Source organism: Burkholderia sp. Se-20373 (genome assembly GCF_017104705.1).
Lineage (GTDB): Bacteria > Pseudomonadota > Gammaproteobacteria > Burkholderiales > Burkholderiaceae > Burkholderia.
Genome location: NZ_JAAGPH010000098.1, coordinates 16,281 through 31,287, shown reverse-complemented (window position 1 = coordinate 31,287; position 15,007 = coordinate 16,281). Strand labels below are relative to the sequence as shown.

The 15,007-nt window shown below is 62.0% G+C and carries 12 protein-coding genes and 1 pseudogene; 4 read left to right on the top strand and 9 right to left on the bottom strand.

Going from position 1 to position 15,007, the window contains the following annotated elements; genetic code table 11:
• From G3N96_RS26545 to G3N96_RS26530, 4 genes are all read right to left on the bottom strand, one after another.
• Positions 1 to 1,091 (bottom strand): hypothetical protein (locus G3N96_RS26545; protein WP_206139023.1); only part of this gene is annotated, 1,091 nt, incomplete at its 3' end.
• Positions 1,092 to 1,284: 193 nt separating this feature from the next.
• Positions 1,285 to 1,710, bottom strand: a complete 426-nt coding sequence (locus tag G3N96_RS26540; protein WP_206139022.1) for a GNAT family N-acetyltransferase — start codon at positions 1,708 to 1,710, stop codon at positions 1,285 to 1,287.
• A gap of 55 nt (positions 1,711 to 1,765) precedes the next feature.
• Positions 1,766 to 2,626 (bottom strand): MurR/RpiR family transcriptional regulator, encoded by an 861-nt coding sequence (locus tag G3N96_RS26535; protein WP_124578310.1) that lies wholly within the window; start codon positions 2,624 to 2,626, stop codon positions 1,766 to 1,768.
• Between the two features lie 55 nt (positions 2,627 to 2,681).
• Positions 2,682 to 3,035 (bottom strand): NirD/YgiW/YdeI family stress tolerance protein, encoded by a 354-nt coding sequence (locus G3N96_RS26530; protein ID WP_206139021.1) that lies wholly within the window; start codon positions 3,033 to 3,035, stop codon positions 2,682 to 2,684.
• A gap of 232 nt (positions 3,036 to 3,267) precedes the next feature.
• On the opposite strand from G3N96_RS26530, the gene G3N96_RS26525 reads away from it, so the two are divergent.
• The 3 genes from G3N96_RS26525 (at position 3,268) to G3N96_RS26515 (ending at position 5,782) form a co-directional block, all read left to right on the top strand.
• Positions 3,268 to 3,930, top strand: coding sequence for a response regulator (locus tag G3N96_RS26525; RefSeq protein WP_206139020.1), 663 nt, complete (start codon positions 3,268 to 3,270; stop codon positions 3,928 to 3,930).
• Positions 3,927 to 5,303 carry an ATP-binding protein gene (locus G3N96_RS26520; RefSeq protein ID WP_206139019.1) on the top strand — a complete coding sequence of 459 codons (1,377 nt, stop codon included), beginning with the start codon at positions 3,927 to 3,929 and terminating at the stop codon, positions 5,301 to 5,303. Before G3N96_RS26525 ends, G3N96_RS26520 begins: the two co-directional genes overlap by 4 nt.
• 176 nt (positions 5,304 to 5,479) lie before the next feature.
• A complete protein-coding gene (locus G3N96_RS26515) occupies positions 5,480 to 5,782 on the top strand; it encodes a MarR family winged helix-turn-helix transcriptional regulator (protein ID WP_241022831.1) in 303 nt (100 codons plus the stop codon).
• Positions 5,783 to 6,184: 402 nt separating this feature from the next.
• On the opposite strand, the gene G3N96_RS26505 is transcribed toward G3N96_RS26515, so the two are convergent.
• From G3N96_RS26505 to G3N96_RS26485, 5 genes are all read right to left on the bottom strand, one after another.
• A complete protein-coding gene (locus G3N96_RS26505; RefSeq protein ID WP_206139018.1) occupies positions 6,185 to 6,439 on the bottom strand; it encodes a PAAR domain-containing protein in 255 nt (84 codons plus the stop codon).
• Positions 6,440 to 6,470: 31 nt separating this feature from the next.
• Positions 6,471 to 7,439: a hypothetical protein gene (locus G3N96_RS26500; RefSeq protein WP_241022830.1), complete on the bottom strand. Its 969-nt coding sequence runs from the start codon at positions 7,437 to 7,439 to the stop codon at positions 6,471 to 6,473.
• Positions 7,429 to 9,978 carry a hypothetical protein gene (locus G3N96_RS26495; RefSeq protein WP_206139017.1) on the bottom strand — a complete coding sequence of 850 codons (2,550 nt, stop codon included), beginning with the start codon at positions 9,976 to 9,978 and terminating at the stop codon, positions 7,429 to 7,431. The genes G3N96_RS26500 and G3N96_RS26495 overlap by 11 nt, the downstream gene beginning before the upstream one ends.
• Before the next feature lie 35 nt (positions 9,979 to 10,013).
• On the bottom strand, positions 10,014 to 12,236 hold the full coding sequence (tssI, locus tag G3N96_RS26490) for a type VI secretion system tip protein TssI/VgrG (RefSeq protein ID WP_241022829.1): 2,223 nt from the start codon (positions 12,234 to 12,236) through the stop codon (positions 10,014 to 10,016).
• A 63-nt stretch (positions 12,237 to 12,299) separates the two neighbouring features.
• The gene (locus G3N96_RS26485; RefSeq protein ID WP_206139016.1) at positions 12,300 to 12,983 is read right to left on the bottom strand and encodes a TagK domain-containing protein; all 684 of its coding nucleotides are present in this window, start codon (positions 12,981 to 12,983) and stop codon (positions 12,300 to 12,302) included.
• A 535-nt stretch (positions 12,984 to 13,518) separates the two neighbouring features.
• On the opposite strand from G3N96_RS26485, the pseudogene G3N96_RS26480 reads away from it, so the two are divergent.
• Positions 13,519 to 14,752: pseudogene (locus G3N96_RS26480) on the top strand (IS3 family transposase).
• Positions 14,753 to 15,007: the final 255 nt, after the last annotated feature.

Genomic DNA, 15,007 nt, shown 5'->3' with positions numbered 1-15,007 from the left:
GCGACGTCGGACAGCCCGGTCTGCATCGCCAGCCGGTACGCACTGATGCCTGTCGGCGTTTGCGCGCGGGGATCGGCGCCGGCCGCCAGCAGCGCGGCGACGTGGCGCGCCGAGCAGCGCACGCCGATCGCCCGCAACAACGGTGCGCCCCAGGTCTGCGCCAGCCCCTCGCCGGGCGGCTCGTTCGGGTCGCCGCCATGCGCGAGCAGCAGTTCGAGCGCGTCGGCATCGCGCATGTCGAACGCGCGCCGCAACGCATTCGTCCCGCTCACCCGCGCGCCGTGTTCGAGCAGCACGCGCGTGCAGGCCGGATGCTCCACCGAGTGATACAGCGACTCGCCGTCGTTCGGGTCGGCGCCGGCTTCCAGCAGCATCGCGGTGAGAACCGGATCGCGATTGACGCCCGCCGCGCCGTACAGCGCCGACAGCGGCGCCGCTTCGTCGGGTTCGGCGAGCGAAGCCGGCGGAAAGCGGTTGCCGATCCGCTGGTTCGGATCGGCGCCGGCATCGAGCAGAAGACGCGCGCAGGCGCGCAGCCGCGCGGCAAACTCGGGAAGCTGCCCGAGCCGCGAATGGGTGACGGCGACCAGCGGCGGCAGCTTCAGCACGCCGCCGGCGCGCGCGATCCAGCCGGGATCGGCGGCCAGTGCCGCCTTCACCGCGTCGAGGTCGCCGGCCGCGCAGGCGACGGTCGGATCGCCCGCAACGAGATCGGGATGGTCGAGCAGCAATTGCGCGGCGACGCGCGGCCGGGGTGCGTCGTAGCCGCCGGTCACGTCGCCGCCGTATGCGAGGTCGAGCCAGCGCCGGATCAGCTCCGACCGCTGTTGCCCCGCCAGCGCATGCGTTTCGACGAACGCGCCGAGATCGGCCCATGACGCAAAACCGTACTCGCGCGCGATGCAGGATTGCGCGTCGTGCAGCCGGAGCCCGAGCGCGAGCGCTTCGTCGTGCGTGCGGTTCGCGGCAGCGGGGAGAAACCGGACAAAGCGTGCGACGGCATCGGCGTCACCTTGCCGGTACAGGCGCAACAATGCCTTGGCCTGCTTTTTCAGATGATCGGGATGGGCCTTGGGAGGCAGCTTTTTCATGCGAATCCTCGTGCAGTGAATGGCCGAAGGTCCGCAATACCGCCAGCACAAAGGACAGGAGGAAAGCTGAATTTGCTGCGACAGGTGGGTTCAACCCTTTCCGCGGACCCGGAAGCGACCTGCATCGCTGACCGGTATCCTAGGCGACGGCCGGTGACGTCGTCAACCGCGCCGCGCCATGCGGCGGCGGCGCTCAGCCCGCGAGCGTCTTCGTCAGGAAAATGCGCGTGTGCCCGACCGGATAATCCGGCAACTCGCCGAAGCGGACATAGCCGCGCTTCTCGTAGAACGGCCGCGCCTGGAAGTCGAAGGTGTCGAGCCACGCGCTGTGGCAGCCGCGCGCGACGGCTTCCGCCTCGGCCAGATCCATGATGCGCGTGCCCGCGCCCTGGCCGCGCGCGGCCTCGGGCACCACGAGCAGGTCGACATGCAGCCAGCCGTATGCCGTGCTGCCCCACAAGCCACCGACCACCGCGCCGTCGCCATCGGTCACGACCACGGCCAGCGGACGGGCGTCGATCGGGCCCGCCTGGCTTTCGTTGAACCGGATGAGTGGCGCGACGATCTGCTTGCGAACGTCCGCGTCGCCCGCGTCCGTCACCTCGTATGTGAACGTCATCGGTTGAATCCGCTTGAATCCCGAATGAGAAAGGGGCGCCGCCGCACGCACCGCGTCAGACGACGTAAGCGCCCTTCGCGTGCAGCTCCGCTTCCGTGCGCTCGAGCACGGCGATCGCATCGCTGCCTTCGAGCGCCAGCAACTGCGCGACCAGCGCTTCGGCCATCGCATGCGCGGCCACCAGCGACGGGAAGAACGACGGGCTGTCGTGCGTGAAGATCAGTTGCGCATCGGCGTGCAGCGCAATCGGCGACACCGCGCTATCGGTGATCGCGACGATCCGGCTGCCCTGCGCCTTCGCGGCCTGCGCGACGCGCGTCGCTTCCTGCGAATACGGCGCGAAGCTGACGACGACGGTCACGCTCTGCTTCGCGATCGTGCGCAGCTCCATTTCCAGCGAACCGGCGACGCCATTGAGCAGCGACACGGTCGGACGGAACAGCCGGTAGCCGTATACGAAACCGAACGCGACCGGATAACACGAGCGAAACCCCGCGACGTGCACGTGCGACGCCTTGCGAATCAGTTTCGCGGCATCGGCGAGCGCGTGCTCGTTCTGCGCGGCGGTGGCCGACAGGTTGTGTTGTTGCGCGGCGAGCAGGTCGTGCGCGAGCGACGCCTGCGCGTCGGGCCGCACGAGCGAGCGCGCCCGCTGCGTGAGCGGCTCGGGGCGCGTGCGCACGCGCGCCACGCACAGGTCGCGCAGCTCGTTCCAGCCGGGGAAACCGAATTGCTGCGCGAGCCGCACGAGCGACGCGGGCTGCACCTGCGCGCGCTGGGCGACCTTGCGCATCGACGAGGTGGCGACTTCGTCGGGATGATCGAGCAGGAAGGCAGCGCCCGCCTGGAATTGCGGGCTCAGCTCGGAAAATTGCGCCCGGATCCGGGACGCGAGTTCGTCGAAATTGGCGGCCATCTTGGTGGGAACGGGAACCGGTCGTCCATGGTATCACCGGCCCCGCGCGCACCGGTCAGCGCAGCACTTCGACGTGATCGGCGTCGACCTTCACGCTGCCCGACCATTTGCGCTCGAATTCGCCGGTCACTTTCACTTCATTCTTGTCGCTGACGGGCTGGCCGGCCGTCCACAACTTGTGGTCGATCTCGACGCGGATCGTGCCGGTCGCATCGGCGAATTCGTAATCCTCGCCGCCGACATGCTTGACGATGCGGCCCTGCAGCTGCACGTGCTGGTCGTCCTTGCCGTTCGCAAGCAGCTCCTTCACGGTGGTCGGGGTCAGCGTGGACGGCCCCGTGTATTGCGCGTAGACGGCAGCGGGCAGCGTGGCGAGTGCAACCGTCAGGATTCTGGCCAGGTGTTTCATGATCGTGGTCCTCTTCTTCGATGTGACGCCGCGCCCCGTTGGACGCGACGGCGCCAGATTACGGACCGTAAGATTAAGCAAACCTGAAGGTCGCCCGGAAGCGACGCGGTGCCGCATCGGACGCCCGGGAGCGCCCGCCGCACGCCGCCCGCATTTAAGCTGCGCCTAAGACACGGGCGCTTATCATGGGAACCCCGGGTGCCACGGCGCCCCGTTGAAGAGACACGAATTCATGCGCGTATTGCTCGTCGAGGACGATCCGCTGATCGGCAGCGGGCTCGAACAGGGCCTCAAACAGGAAGGCTTCGCGGTCGACTGGGTGAAGGACGGCGACGCCGCGTCGCTCGCGCTGCGCGCGACCGGCTACGGCCTGCTGCTGCTCGATCTCGGGCTGCCGAACCGCGACGGCCTGTCGGTGCTCGCCGCGCTGCGCCGCCGCGACGAAACCCTCCCCGCGATCATCATCACCGCGCGCGACGGCGTGCCCGACCGCATCGCCGGCCTCGACAGCGGCGCGGACGACTATCTCGTCAAGCCGTTCGAGCTCGACGAGCTGCTCGCCCGCATCCGCGCCGTGAACCGCCGCCATGCGGGCCGCGCGCAGACGACGCTCGTGATCGGCCCGCTGCGGCTCGACCCCGTCAAGCACCTCGTCTGGCTCAACGACGACGAAGTGCCACTGTCGCCGAAGGAGTTCGTGCTGCTGCACGAGCTGATGCGCGACCCGGGCGCGGTGATCTCGCGCGAGCAATTCGAGGAACGGCTGTACAGCTGGGGCGAGGAAATCGAGAGCAACGCCGTGCAGGTGCACATCCACAACCTGCGCAAGAAGCTCGGCCACGACATGATCCGCACGGTGCGCGGCGTCGGCTACCGGATCGGTGACGGCGCATGACGCGCATCCAACGGGCGATCGCGCGCTGGCGCAACACGTCGCTGCGGCGGCGCCTGCTGACGTGGCTGATGCCGGCCGCGTGCGTGATCGGCCTCGTCGCGAGCGCGGGCACCTACTGGGGCGCGCTGCGCGAGCTCGACGACCTGCTCGACGACCAGATGCGCAGCATGTCGAAGCAGATCGTCGTCGGCCCGAACGGCGAACTGTCGTTCAGCAACCATGCCAACGGCAAGCACGGCTTCGAAGCGAGCGATCCCGACGCCGTGCTGCTGCAGGTGTGGCGCAACGGCGTGCTCGTGTATTCGACCGACCGCGATTCGAAACTGCCGCCGCCCGAGCAGAAAGGCATCGCGAGCGTCGACGTCGACGGCCAGCCGTGGCGCACCTATGTGACCGAGCGCGGCGGCACGACGATCCGGCTCGCGCAGGCCCGCCATGCGCGATGGGAAGCGATCGCGGGCATTGCCGTGCACCTGCTGTGGCCGGTCTTCTCGATGCTGCCGTTGCTCGCGATCGGCCTGTGGTTCGGCATCGGCGCGGGGCTGCGGCCGCTGCGCACGATTGCATCCGGTCTCAAACGCAGGAATGCGAACAATCTGGAACCGGTCGACGTCGGCTCGATGCCGAACGAAGTCCGGCCGCTCGCCGAAGCGATCAACGACCTGCTCGCGCGCCTCGACCGCTCGTTCACGCTGCAGCGCCACTTCATCGCCGATGCCGCGCACGAATTGCGCACGCCGATCATGGGGCTATCGATCCAGTCGCAGCTGCTGCGGCGCGCGGCGACCGCCGAGGAACGCGAGCACATCCTCGCGCAGATCCAGGCGGGCACGACGCGCCTCGGCCACCTCGCCGAGCAGTTGCTGACGCTCGCGCGCCTCGAGCCCGATGCGCAGGCCGCCGCCTCCGCGTCGGCCCCCGTCGATCTCGCCGCGCTGTGCCGGTCGGTGGTATCGGATCGCACGCGCGTCGCCGACGCGCACCGGATCGATCTCGGCGCGATCGTATCGACGCCGGTGATGACGTCGGGCAATGCCGACACGCTGCGCGTGCTGCTGAACAATCTCGTCGACAACGCGATCCGCTATGCGGGCGACGGCGCGCGCGTCGATGTGTCGGCACGCATCGACGGCACGACGCCCGTGCTCGAAGTCGCGGACGACGGCCCCGGGATCCCGGAATCCGAACGCACCGACGTGTGGGAGCGCTTCTATCGCGGCGAGGGTGCGCAGGCCGTCACGTCGTCGGGCAGCGGGCTCGGGCTGTCGATCGTCAAGCGGATCGCCGAACAGCATCGCGCGACGGTCGCGCTCGGCACCACGCCCGGCGGACGCGGGTTGACCGTCACGGTGCGCTTTCCGCTGCCGGCCTGACGCGCGCGACGCACGACGCACGGCTTTTCCACAGATTGTGTTGGCAAGCTTGTGGACAACCTGCCATTAACGGCACCAAGCCATTGATCGGAAAGGGTTTGCCGGTCGTGCGCGGCAAATGCGCCAGGCCGGGGCAGTCCACCACCCGACTCAGTTGTCGTCGACGATTCGCTCGATTGGCAGGCCGTCGGCAGGCGGTGCTGAAACAGATCAACGCGCTGACCGGCGACGGGCCGGTTGAGTCGCTACCCGATCCGGCACACAAACGTTCCCCTTTGTACGCGCTGCCGCCTCGCAGCGAGGCGGCCTGTCAGGCCGTGGTCGGGCAGTGGCAACAGCATGTCCGCGACATCGCCGGCGACTTCAGTTCAGCTGACCTGGATGCGGCGCTCCGCGTGCTGCCGGCCTATCCGTCGTCCGCCGTCGCGAGCCCGCACCTGTTCCAGAAAGTCGGCGTGGCCGGTATCTGCACGGCGTGAGGGCATGACCTGCCCGGCGAAGTTTAAGAAAACATCCTGGCGGCTGGTTGTCCGGTCCAGTAATCAATCGTCCCTGGCGGGCGACCCGACCCGTTTGCAGAAGCACGTTGTACCCATCCCGGCTGGATGGCTGGATCGTCCCCGGCGGCAAATGCCCTACCCCCAAACACCGATTCGGCTGTTCGGCGTAGCCAAGTGCGTTGCTCTGATCATCGCGTCAAAGTAAGACGCGAAAGCGTGAAGAACTTTGCCTGCCGCCACACAAACGGCAGCCACCCCGCCCTGTCTACTATTGAGAGGCATGCGAACAGCGACAAGCTGCGGCGACTCAGCGGACGCTGATGCGTCGCCCGGTGCATGTCTGCCTGGAAGTTGAATCATGGCGTGCTTTCCCTGTTCCGCTCAATCAAGCAACCAGCCGTTATCGCCCTCGACCAGCGTGCCGCCGTGGCTGGTGGTGTCACCCTCGCGGGCGACCGCCCGACCGCCAAACGTGGTTACGCCCCCGGTGACGATGACAGCACCGCAACTCGTAGAATCACCGACACAGGCCGCTTTTCTCCCCCCGACTGTCACGCCGTCCGTGCCGCTGATAACATTTCCGGGTCCGTGCAACGGACAGACATGGCGATGGCCGACAAGCACAACGGGTCGCATAAAAATCTCCGAGGGTGATATTGATCAGCCGTTACTTTCCAGCGGCGGCACACTGTTCGCCCACATACTTCCACTGGAAGCTGAAGGGGTCCACACCCCGGTCCCCCGGCAGGTTCGGCAGTGAATCCCCTTCCTTGACGAACACTTCGTAATAGCCGCCAAGCCGTTCGATGCTCTTGCCTGTCGCGGCCCAGTAGCCGGACTTTGGCGCGTAGTCGCCCGGACGGGCGTACGGCAACGCGGGGACCTGCGTACGGGCATCCACTTCGCCAAGGAATTCAATGTGCCGCCCCTCACGCGCTTCTTCATCGGTCGGCTTGTAGACCCTGAAATAGAGGCGGTTCGACGGCGCGTTGTCAGTAATCGGATACATCATCCTGCCCTTGCCCGTATCGGTACGGTCCAGAACCTCGCGCACGTCGATCCAGTCGAGTTGCGTATGCCAGTAGACGACTTCATAAATGTGTGTGCCAGTAAGAAACTGGGTATTCAAGATCACAAATTCGTCTGCAACTTCGCCTACCCATTTCTCCTTTGCCTTCATCACATAGGTAGATCGCTTTATATCTTCGTCCCGGGGAGCCGCGACATAAGGCTCAATGCCACTGTACTTAGGCGGGGCAGGCTTAATCTCCTTGCCTCCCGAATACAACCGCATTGCAGGACCATCCGGCGTGGGCTTGCCCGTTGTCTTAACGTCCCCATCGCTCGGATTTATGTATGTGGTGTAGTACCGTATTTTTACACTGTCATTACGCACAATTGCGTCATGAAACCTGATCTGCGTGATCAGCGGATTCTTGACCCAGCTCACCCGCTCATTCGGCACGACGCCCGTCTGGTTTCCACTTTGCTTGTCGGTCATAGAGCTTTTCGTAGTTTGGTTCGAAGGCGGCGCCGCTTGCTGTTCCGCAAGGGACGTGCAGCCGAGCAGCGCCACCATCCCTCCAATCGAAATGATGGTGCGAATGCCGTTCATTGTCAGACGGTCAGGTTTCATCCTTTGCGCTCTCGATAAAAAATGCAATACTTTCGGCATTAGCTAACGCCCTGTTAGGCGTGAACTCGGCAAGTACTCGTGCCGCGCGTGACCCATAGGCAGTCTTTCCGTTGTATTTGTCAGGGTCATCTGCCCCGTTAACGTCGATCTTCTGGTCCTTGGCATGAGCAGTGTTCTGCAAATGCGCCACCTCGTGCAACTGGATTTCCATACGGTTCTGATCGACCGGATCCCTGTTATTAAAGCTTCGGAAGAACGGACCATACTGGCAAGCGATATTGACGTATTCCATCCGGAAGCCTGATCGGGCAGGCTTGAGCGCCTTGGCCGGATACACCCCCGGATGCACATAGGCACCTGCCTCAAAACCCAGTGCGCCCTTGACCACCCGTTGCATGGATATATGGCGGAAGAACTCCCGCATGCCTTTCAGGTAGCTATGGACGTGATGCCCGGCAGGCGCGGCCGCAAGCTGGCCGTGCAACGTCTCCGGGGCAGCGATGTCATTGGGCGTTACGCCAAACCAGTATTCGAAGTTTGACCAGAGATCGTGATGAGCAACATTGTGAATCGTTTGCACGGTCGCATATTCCCTGATGACTGGCACCCGCGCCGAGGGCGCATCAGGCATGGCGGCGTTGGCGTCCGCCCAGGGTTCGAGCTGTTTGAGGCGCTTCTCGATCAGCTTCAGGCAGGTTATCCAGCTCTGCCGGATTTCCAGTTCGAACGCCTCCTCGGGCAGCGTTGCGTCCGTTGCGAGACATTCCCGCATCTGGGCCAGAAAGCCCACTGGGTGGAAATGCCAGTTCTTCGCATCCATCGGCGTGGAGAGCGGCTTCATGGCATTGTTCACACCGTCCTGCTGTACCTTCGCGTCGCTCCAGAACTGCTGACGCTGAATATCCTGCAAGAACGCCTTGAACTGGCTGTCGGACAATTGCGGAAGCGGCGGATGGCCACCTTGCTGAAGTTTGTCGTATCGCTTGCTGTTGTTACTGCTGTCCCATTCCGTGTGGAACCGGACAGCGGCGGTGCGCAAGATCGCGTCAACGCCATCCGCGTGAAGATCCTCGAGACTCAGGCTCGCAGAAGACTTGTGTGCGGCGGACAGGATTTTCTGCATGACCGCATCGTCATCCTCAACAAAACCGTCGTCCGTTGTATTCAGTTCGCTATCCACATAGGTCTGCCATCCCCGTGCTACCCAGTCGCTATCGGTAGTCAGCGTCACCCACGCGTCGCGGACAAATTCCCGCCCATCGGCTGCTGCGCTCACTCGATCGGCGTACGCGTAGTAGGTGCTTCCATCCATGCCAAAGAGTTTGAAACATATCAATTCCTCAACTTGAGTTGGCACCGTTCCATCCACCCCGCAGGGTATCGCTCCCAAAAAGCAGGAGCTGGCTGGAAACACTTGCATGCTTGATGCGGATAATCTGCCTTCCCTTGAAAAAACATCTGTTGCCAGCGTTGCATTCCGCGTCAACCACACCTTCCCCATACCATCGCTCTTCTGTCCATCCACATATTCCTGGCACGACGAACTTGGGTTGACAATGTTCAGCGGAACAAGCGGCTTCATCTGCTTCACCAGCCTATTCTCACCAGTAAAAATCTCGAAGTGGAAGCTGTCCGCCACCGGGCCAAGATCGCCGTCCGTTATCCCGGCGTAACCAATCACCTGTCCGGCCCTGACCGGGTACTCCATTGAGAAGGTGCGGTCCAACGGCATCCACCGCTTTTCCGTAGGATGGCAGCAATACATGAACGAAATGGGGTAGCCCAGCCGGATTTTCTGCTCGGGCCTCAGTGGAGCGCCTGGCTCCACGTCCAGATACATGCGCTCGATCCATCCCTCGCCACTGTTGCGGGTATTGATATCAGTAATCCTGATCTTGACCATGTGGTGCCCGTCATCGATCACCGCGCTTACCGTTACTTCGTCCCCGCGCAACGCGGCAACCGGGACAATTGTATGGGTGGTCGTGAGAAACGGCGGCAGGACTGCCTTGTTCTGCAACTGCTTCTGCGGCAGCAGATTCGCGTAGAGCGAGTAGAAGTGCGCCCCGATGTATCTGGGGATGCTCGCGCTGACACCCTGCGAAACGCCCTCAACGGGCTGCATTTCACCGCCTCCTCTATTGGCCTCGCACTCGTGCCGAATCAGTACAAAGCTACTGCTGAACTGCCGGGGCGGTGATGGCTGCCGCTTGGCTTTCGACGCTGACGCCTTCACGGGTGCGGCCGCCTTGATCTGCCGGTCGAGTTCGCTGTCGATATAGTCCCGATCCAGTCGGAACGCGACGATGGTACCGTCCGCGATCGCGCGCACCGGCTTTTTTCCGCTCAGGTGTACGCCGCCGTGCCAGAAGCGGTTGCGCCCTACCGGGAATACGCCTCCCGCGACGTGCTTCGTGAGATCAATATATTTGCGGACAAGTGCTGGCGTACTCAGCGCGGCACTGGCTGACTGCGGGTAAGACGCCGGCTGCGGGGCGCTGTAATAAGGATCGTCTTCAAATGGGAAAGTCACAATCACGAGGCACGGTTCCTTGATGGAATAGACGGCAGGCGTCAGCCTGAAAACGGGAAGTAGTCCGGTGTGAACGGGTCGCCCTTGTTCACGTCTGAGCGCATGTCCAGGGCGTTCTTGACCCAGCCGGTCTCGGTCTGGACCGGCCCCTTCAGCTTGATCCGGACTCCTTCAATCGTGATGCCCTCACCGTCGAGTGTGATCTTTCCGGTCGGGCCGATGATTTCAGCCTTGTCGCCCGCCTGTAGCTGGTAGATACGGGTCTTGCGCTCAATAGCCTGTCCCGCTTCGATCTGGTGACGCCCCTGCACCTTGTGTTCGGCGTTGCCGCCAGTCGTGACCTGGAAGTTGGCCGCAATCGTGTCCTTGCGATTGTTGCCAGTTTCCTCGATTCGATCCTTGCCGATCTGGATGCGGTGATCGCGCCCAACCGAAAGAAACGCATCCTGGCCAATGGTGTGACGACGATCGACACCAATCTCGACCTGTTCGCCTCGGCCGACTTTTTCCGTACGATCGTTGTCAATCGTCACCAATTCATCATGTCCGACTGTCTTCGCGCGATCATGCCCAACCGTATGCGATTCATCGTTTTCAACTTCGGTTCGCATATCCCTTTCGGCATGGAACCATATTTCCTCCCTGCCTTTCCTGTCCTCGAACCGCAGCGCGTTGGCGGTTTCGTAGCCGCCCTGATCGGTGGAGCGCGTCAGCGTGCCGCTCTGGGTCGCATTGGCGGGCAACTCCCACGGCGGCATGTTGTGCGCGTTGTAGTGCCGCCCCGTTACAAATGGCCGGTCAGGGTCGCCGTTCTCGAAGTCCACTATCACTTCCGAGCCGACCCGCGGAACGCTGATGGTCCCGTAGTTGTTGCCTGCCCACGGATAGGAAACTCGCAGCCAGCAGGATGATGTCTGATCATGTACTGGCGAGCGGTCCCAGTGGAACTTCACCTTCACCCGGCCATACTGGTCCGTGTAGATTTCGCTCCCGTCGGCCCCCGTAACAATGGCCGTCTGCGGGCCGGTTGTACGCGGCTTGCTGACCGTGCGCGGTGGACGAAAAACGGTCGTGGCCGGCTGCACTTCAAACCGTGTCCGAATCCGGTATTCGCCGGTATCGGTTGCCTCGTCGAGTTCAGCCGCATCCAGCCGAGCCCGGATAACAAGGTATTCGCGGTTTGCATCGGCTTGCGGAAAACCCGCCAGCGTAAAAGTCGTCCCACACACGACGTTCCGCACATTCCCACCGCCCGTACCCCGCTCGCCCAGGGCACGCATTTCCTGCATGCGTATCCGTGCAAACTGCTCACCGGCCTTCAGTTCGGTGTAGTCGCCGGGCCACTCGTAGCGTTCAAGCGCATTGTGCGAGGTGTTCTGTGGCAACTGAATCTGTGCCTCCAGATTAGCCCTTGGCCGGGTAAAGTCGAAATCGTTCGTGGTCCACTGACCTGACTGGATACGCGCAGTCGTATCAAAGTTGTCGATGTGCTCCATGTCAACCCTGCGGCCCGGCGGATAGTACGACAGCGTCTGATAGGCTTCACTGTCAACCGGCTTGTGCGCCCCCAACTGGTCCACCAGGACCATGCGATGCACCGTATCTGAATGCTCGAAGAACCAGTAAATCCCGTTTTCTTCCATTAGACGCTGGATAAAATGAAAGTCGGTTTCGCCATACTGGACCTGATAGACCAGCTTTGGATAGGACTCGCTTAGCCGCATGTCCCACGAGTAGAGGTAGTGGTCGCTCAGCACTTCGTGAATGATTTCAATTACAGACTTATTCTGGAAGATCCTGTAATCCGAGCGTTTCTCAGCCAGCGCGATCCACGGTTGCAATTTGAGTCGATACCTACTCTGTCGACCTGACTGCCCGGCAAAACTCACTGCCGTGATAATCCCGCTGATTTCGCGTAACCCGCGTCCGATGTTTGCTGCACCGGTCGTCCCTGGCATTCCAGGGATAAAAGTGCCCATTCCGTCAAGCTGGATGGTGGCGGTCAGTTCCTTCCCAATCATGTCGAGCGTATTGAGATTCGCCGCCTCTTCGTCACTCAATCCCGCGTCGAGCGAGGTTTTAACCTCCAAATCGTAGGTGTATATTTTGGAAAGTTCTTCCTCGCCTTCGATCGCAACCAGTTGCAATATAGGCTCGCCGTTGTGCGATAGCGGGACGGCCGCACCACTGATAGAGAGTGTTCGGGGCCGGCTGAATTTCTGCATGACCGGATATAGCTTCCGAACATCAAACGCGTTGGACATGGTGATTCCGACAATAGGGTGGATCGTATTGGGCTACTCGGCGAGCGTATGCAGACTGACACGTCAGGACGTTTCGCTATCAGGCAACAACCCGACCTGCAGGGACGCAGGGCTATCCATTGCGGCCATATGATGTTCACGTCGCGCCAGTTCGGGTAGCCCCTGGGCAGCATGGCGTGATGCGGCTGCGAGGAATTCGGCAGGCGCGAACAGACCCAGCACGTCGTTCCGTTGCTCCGGTTCACAGAGGTCCGGTACCCCACTGAGGTCGCCGAACAGCTGTTCAAGTTTGACCGGAGGCCTGAGTAGCTCCGTGATCCCCTGGGGCTTGGCAACCGGCTTAACCGGTTGCGGCGGCAACTCCACCATAGTGAGCAAACCCAATCCCGGTTCAGCCTGCACGGGCAACGCAGATGGAGTGGCTTCCTGTGTATGAGGGATTGCCCGCTCGGCCAATGAAAGCGGATCATCGAGAAATCTAAGGTATTGACTGTACAGTGACGCAATAATATTTACGTCCTCCACAGCACCGTTATTGTCATCGAGTCGGCGAAGGGCCTCGCTGCCACGAAGGGACGCTGATGATCCAAGCAGGCCAAATACTGCCCCACCGCCGCATTCGTCACCAATGGACAGCGCCCGAAATCCCCCGCGCATAACGTTGTCTGCGACGTGAACAACCGTGCCGCCGTGATCCGTTGAATCGCCAAAGCGAGCGACATCCTTGCCTGAGGTATTGTCTTTCACGTTTCATCTCCGTCGAACGGCATTTCTCCTACGTCGAATTTACCGAACACACCGGGAAAAATACATGAGACGCGTCCGAAATTAAAAAGACCTAGCAAAAATTCATAGTGTGTTTTTTGTCGTGACAATGGACATGCTCCGCGTATAAGTTGCACACACAACCTCTGCACAACCGGGGCTGGCTCAAGCGGACAACGGCAAGTGACTTGCCGCCTCACACGAGCCCAATTGGGCGGCTCGGACATATTGCAGCCTTCTGGACGCTCCTCCATCACGGCTTGCGCCGTCTGCCGAAGCAAATTCACACCAGCAGAACAACAACCAGCAGACCGAATCAACCACACGAAAATTCGAGATAAATCCTACCCATATCAATAGGCATCCTCACTTCTCGAGATAACAAGACACACTGCCATCACATCGGACTCAGTGCTGGACGTCTGGAGCAGCCCTCTGAATCGCCGGACACAGTCACCCACTTACAATAGCGGGCAGGCATAAGACGGTGTCTTTGACTAACACCTGGCAGGAAGTGATGAAATTGTTGACGGGCCCGGAGCGTCGGCGGCGCCGGACGGCGGAGCAGAAGCTGGCGATGGTTCGCGAGAGTTTCGAGCGGGGGAAATCGGTTTCGATGATCGCGCGCCAGCACGGCGTGAATCCGAACCAGCTGTTCCACTGGCGCAAGCTATATCAGGATGGGAGCCGTCAGCGGTCAAGGCTGGCGAGGAAGTAGTTCCAGCCTCGGAACTGGCCGACGCGCTCAAGCAGATTCGTGAGCTGCAACAGATGCTCGGCAAGAAGACCATGGAGAACGAGATTCTCCGCGGAGCAGTCGAGTACGGCCGGGCAAAAATGTATAGCGCACTCGCCCTCGCTGCCGGAGGACGACCAGTGAAACTGATTTGTGAAGTTCTCGGCGTGTCGCGCTCGAACGTATCGGCACGGTTGTCGCGTCCGGCGACGTGGCGCGATGGCCGTCAATCGACGGCAGACTGACGACGCGGTCGCTGTCGAGGAAATCCGCTGGGTCGTCAGCGATTTGCCCAGCTATGGCTATCGCCGGGTTTGGGACATATTGCGCAACGAGCGCGTCGCGGTTGGGCTAGTGCCGTTCAACACCAAGCGCATCTATCGTGTCATGCGCACGCATGGGTTGCTGATGCGGTGCCGACCGATTCCGCCCCGCCCCCAACGTCGACACGACGGCAAGGTGGCCGTCGCGCGCAGCAATCAGCGGTAGTGCTCGGACGGCTTCGAGTTCCGCTGCGACAATGGCGAGCCACTGCACGTAACGTTCGCGCTGGATTGCTGCGGCCGTGAGGCGATGAGCCGGGCGGCCACGACGGCAGGCCACAGCGGTGACATCGTGCGAGACGTGATGCTGGCTGCTGTGGAAAATCGGTTTGGCAACGACTTGCATACCCCGTTCGAAATCGGTGGCTGAGCGACAGCGGTTCGGGCTACACGGCTGACGACACGCGCCGGTGTGCAGCCCGCAAAGTAACGGGATGACCGTGAGCTTCGTGAAGACGATGAAACGCGACTACGTCGCCTTCATGCCGACGCCGGACGCAGCGACTGCTGCACGCAATTTGGCCATCGCGTTCGAGCATTACAACGAGAAGCATTCCCATAGCTCACTGAAACATCGCTCGCCTCGCGAGTTCCGGCGCTCGATGGATTCAGCAATCCTTAGTGTGATGTTGCGTCAGGTATTACAGGGGCAACTCCAGGGGGGTGTCATGTCAATTCGTCATGCGGGATAGGGGATGGGGGGTCGTGTGGGAATGGCCTGAAGCATCCACACCCTGTTTCGCCACATCGTCTATCTTGTCCGCCCGACAAGGGTTCGCCGCCACCGCCAATGTTGTCCACAGAAAATGTTGGCAAGCTTGTGGATATCCTGCGCACCGCAACGCTAAACCCTTGATCCGATGGACTTTGGCACGCGTGATGCAGACGAGGCCCCGGTGACGACCATCGCACACACCGCTTCGCCGCACTTCGCATCACGACGCCAC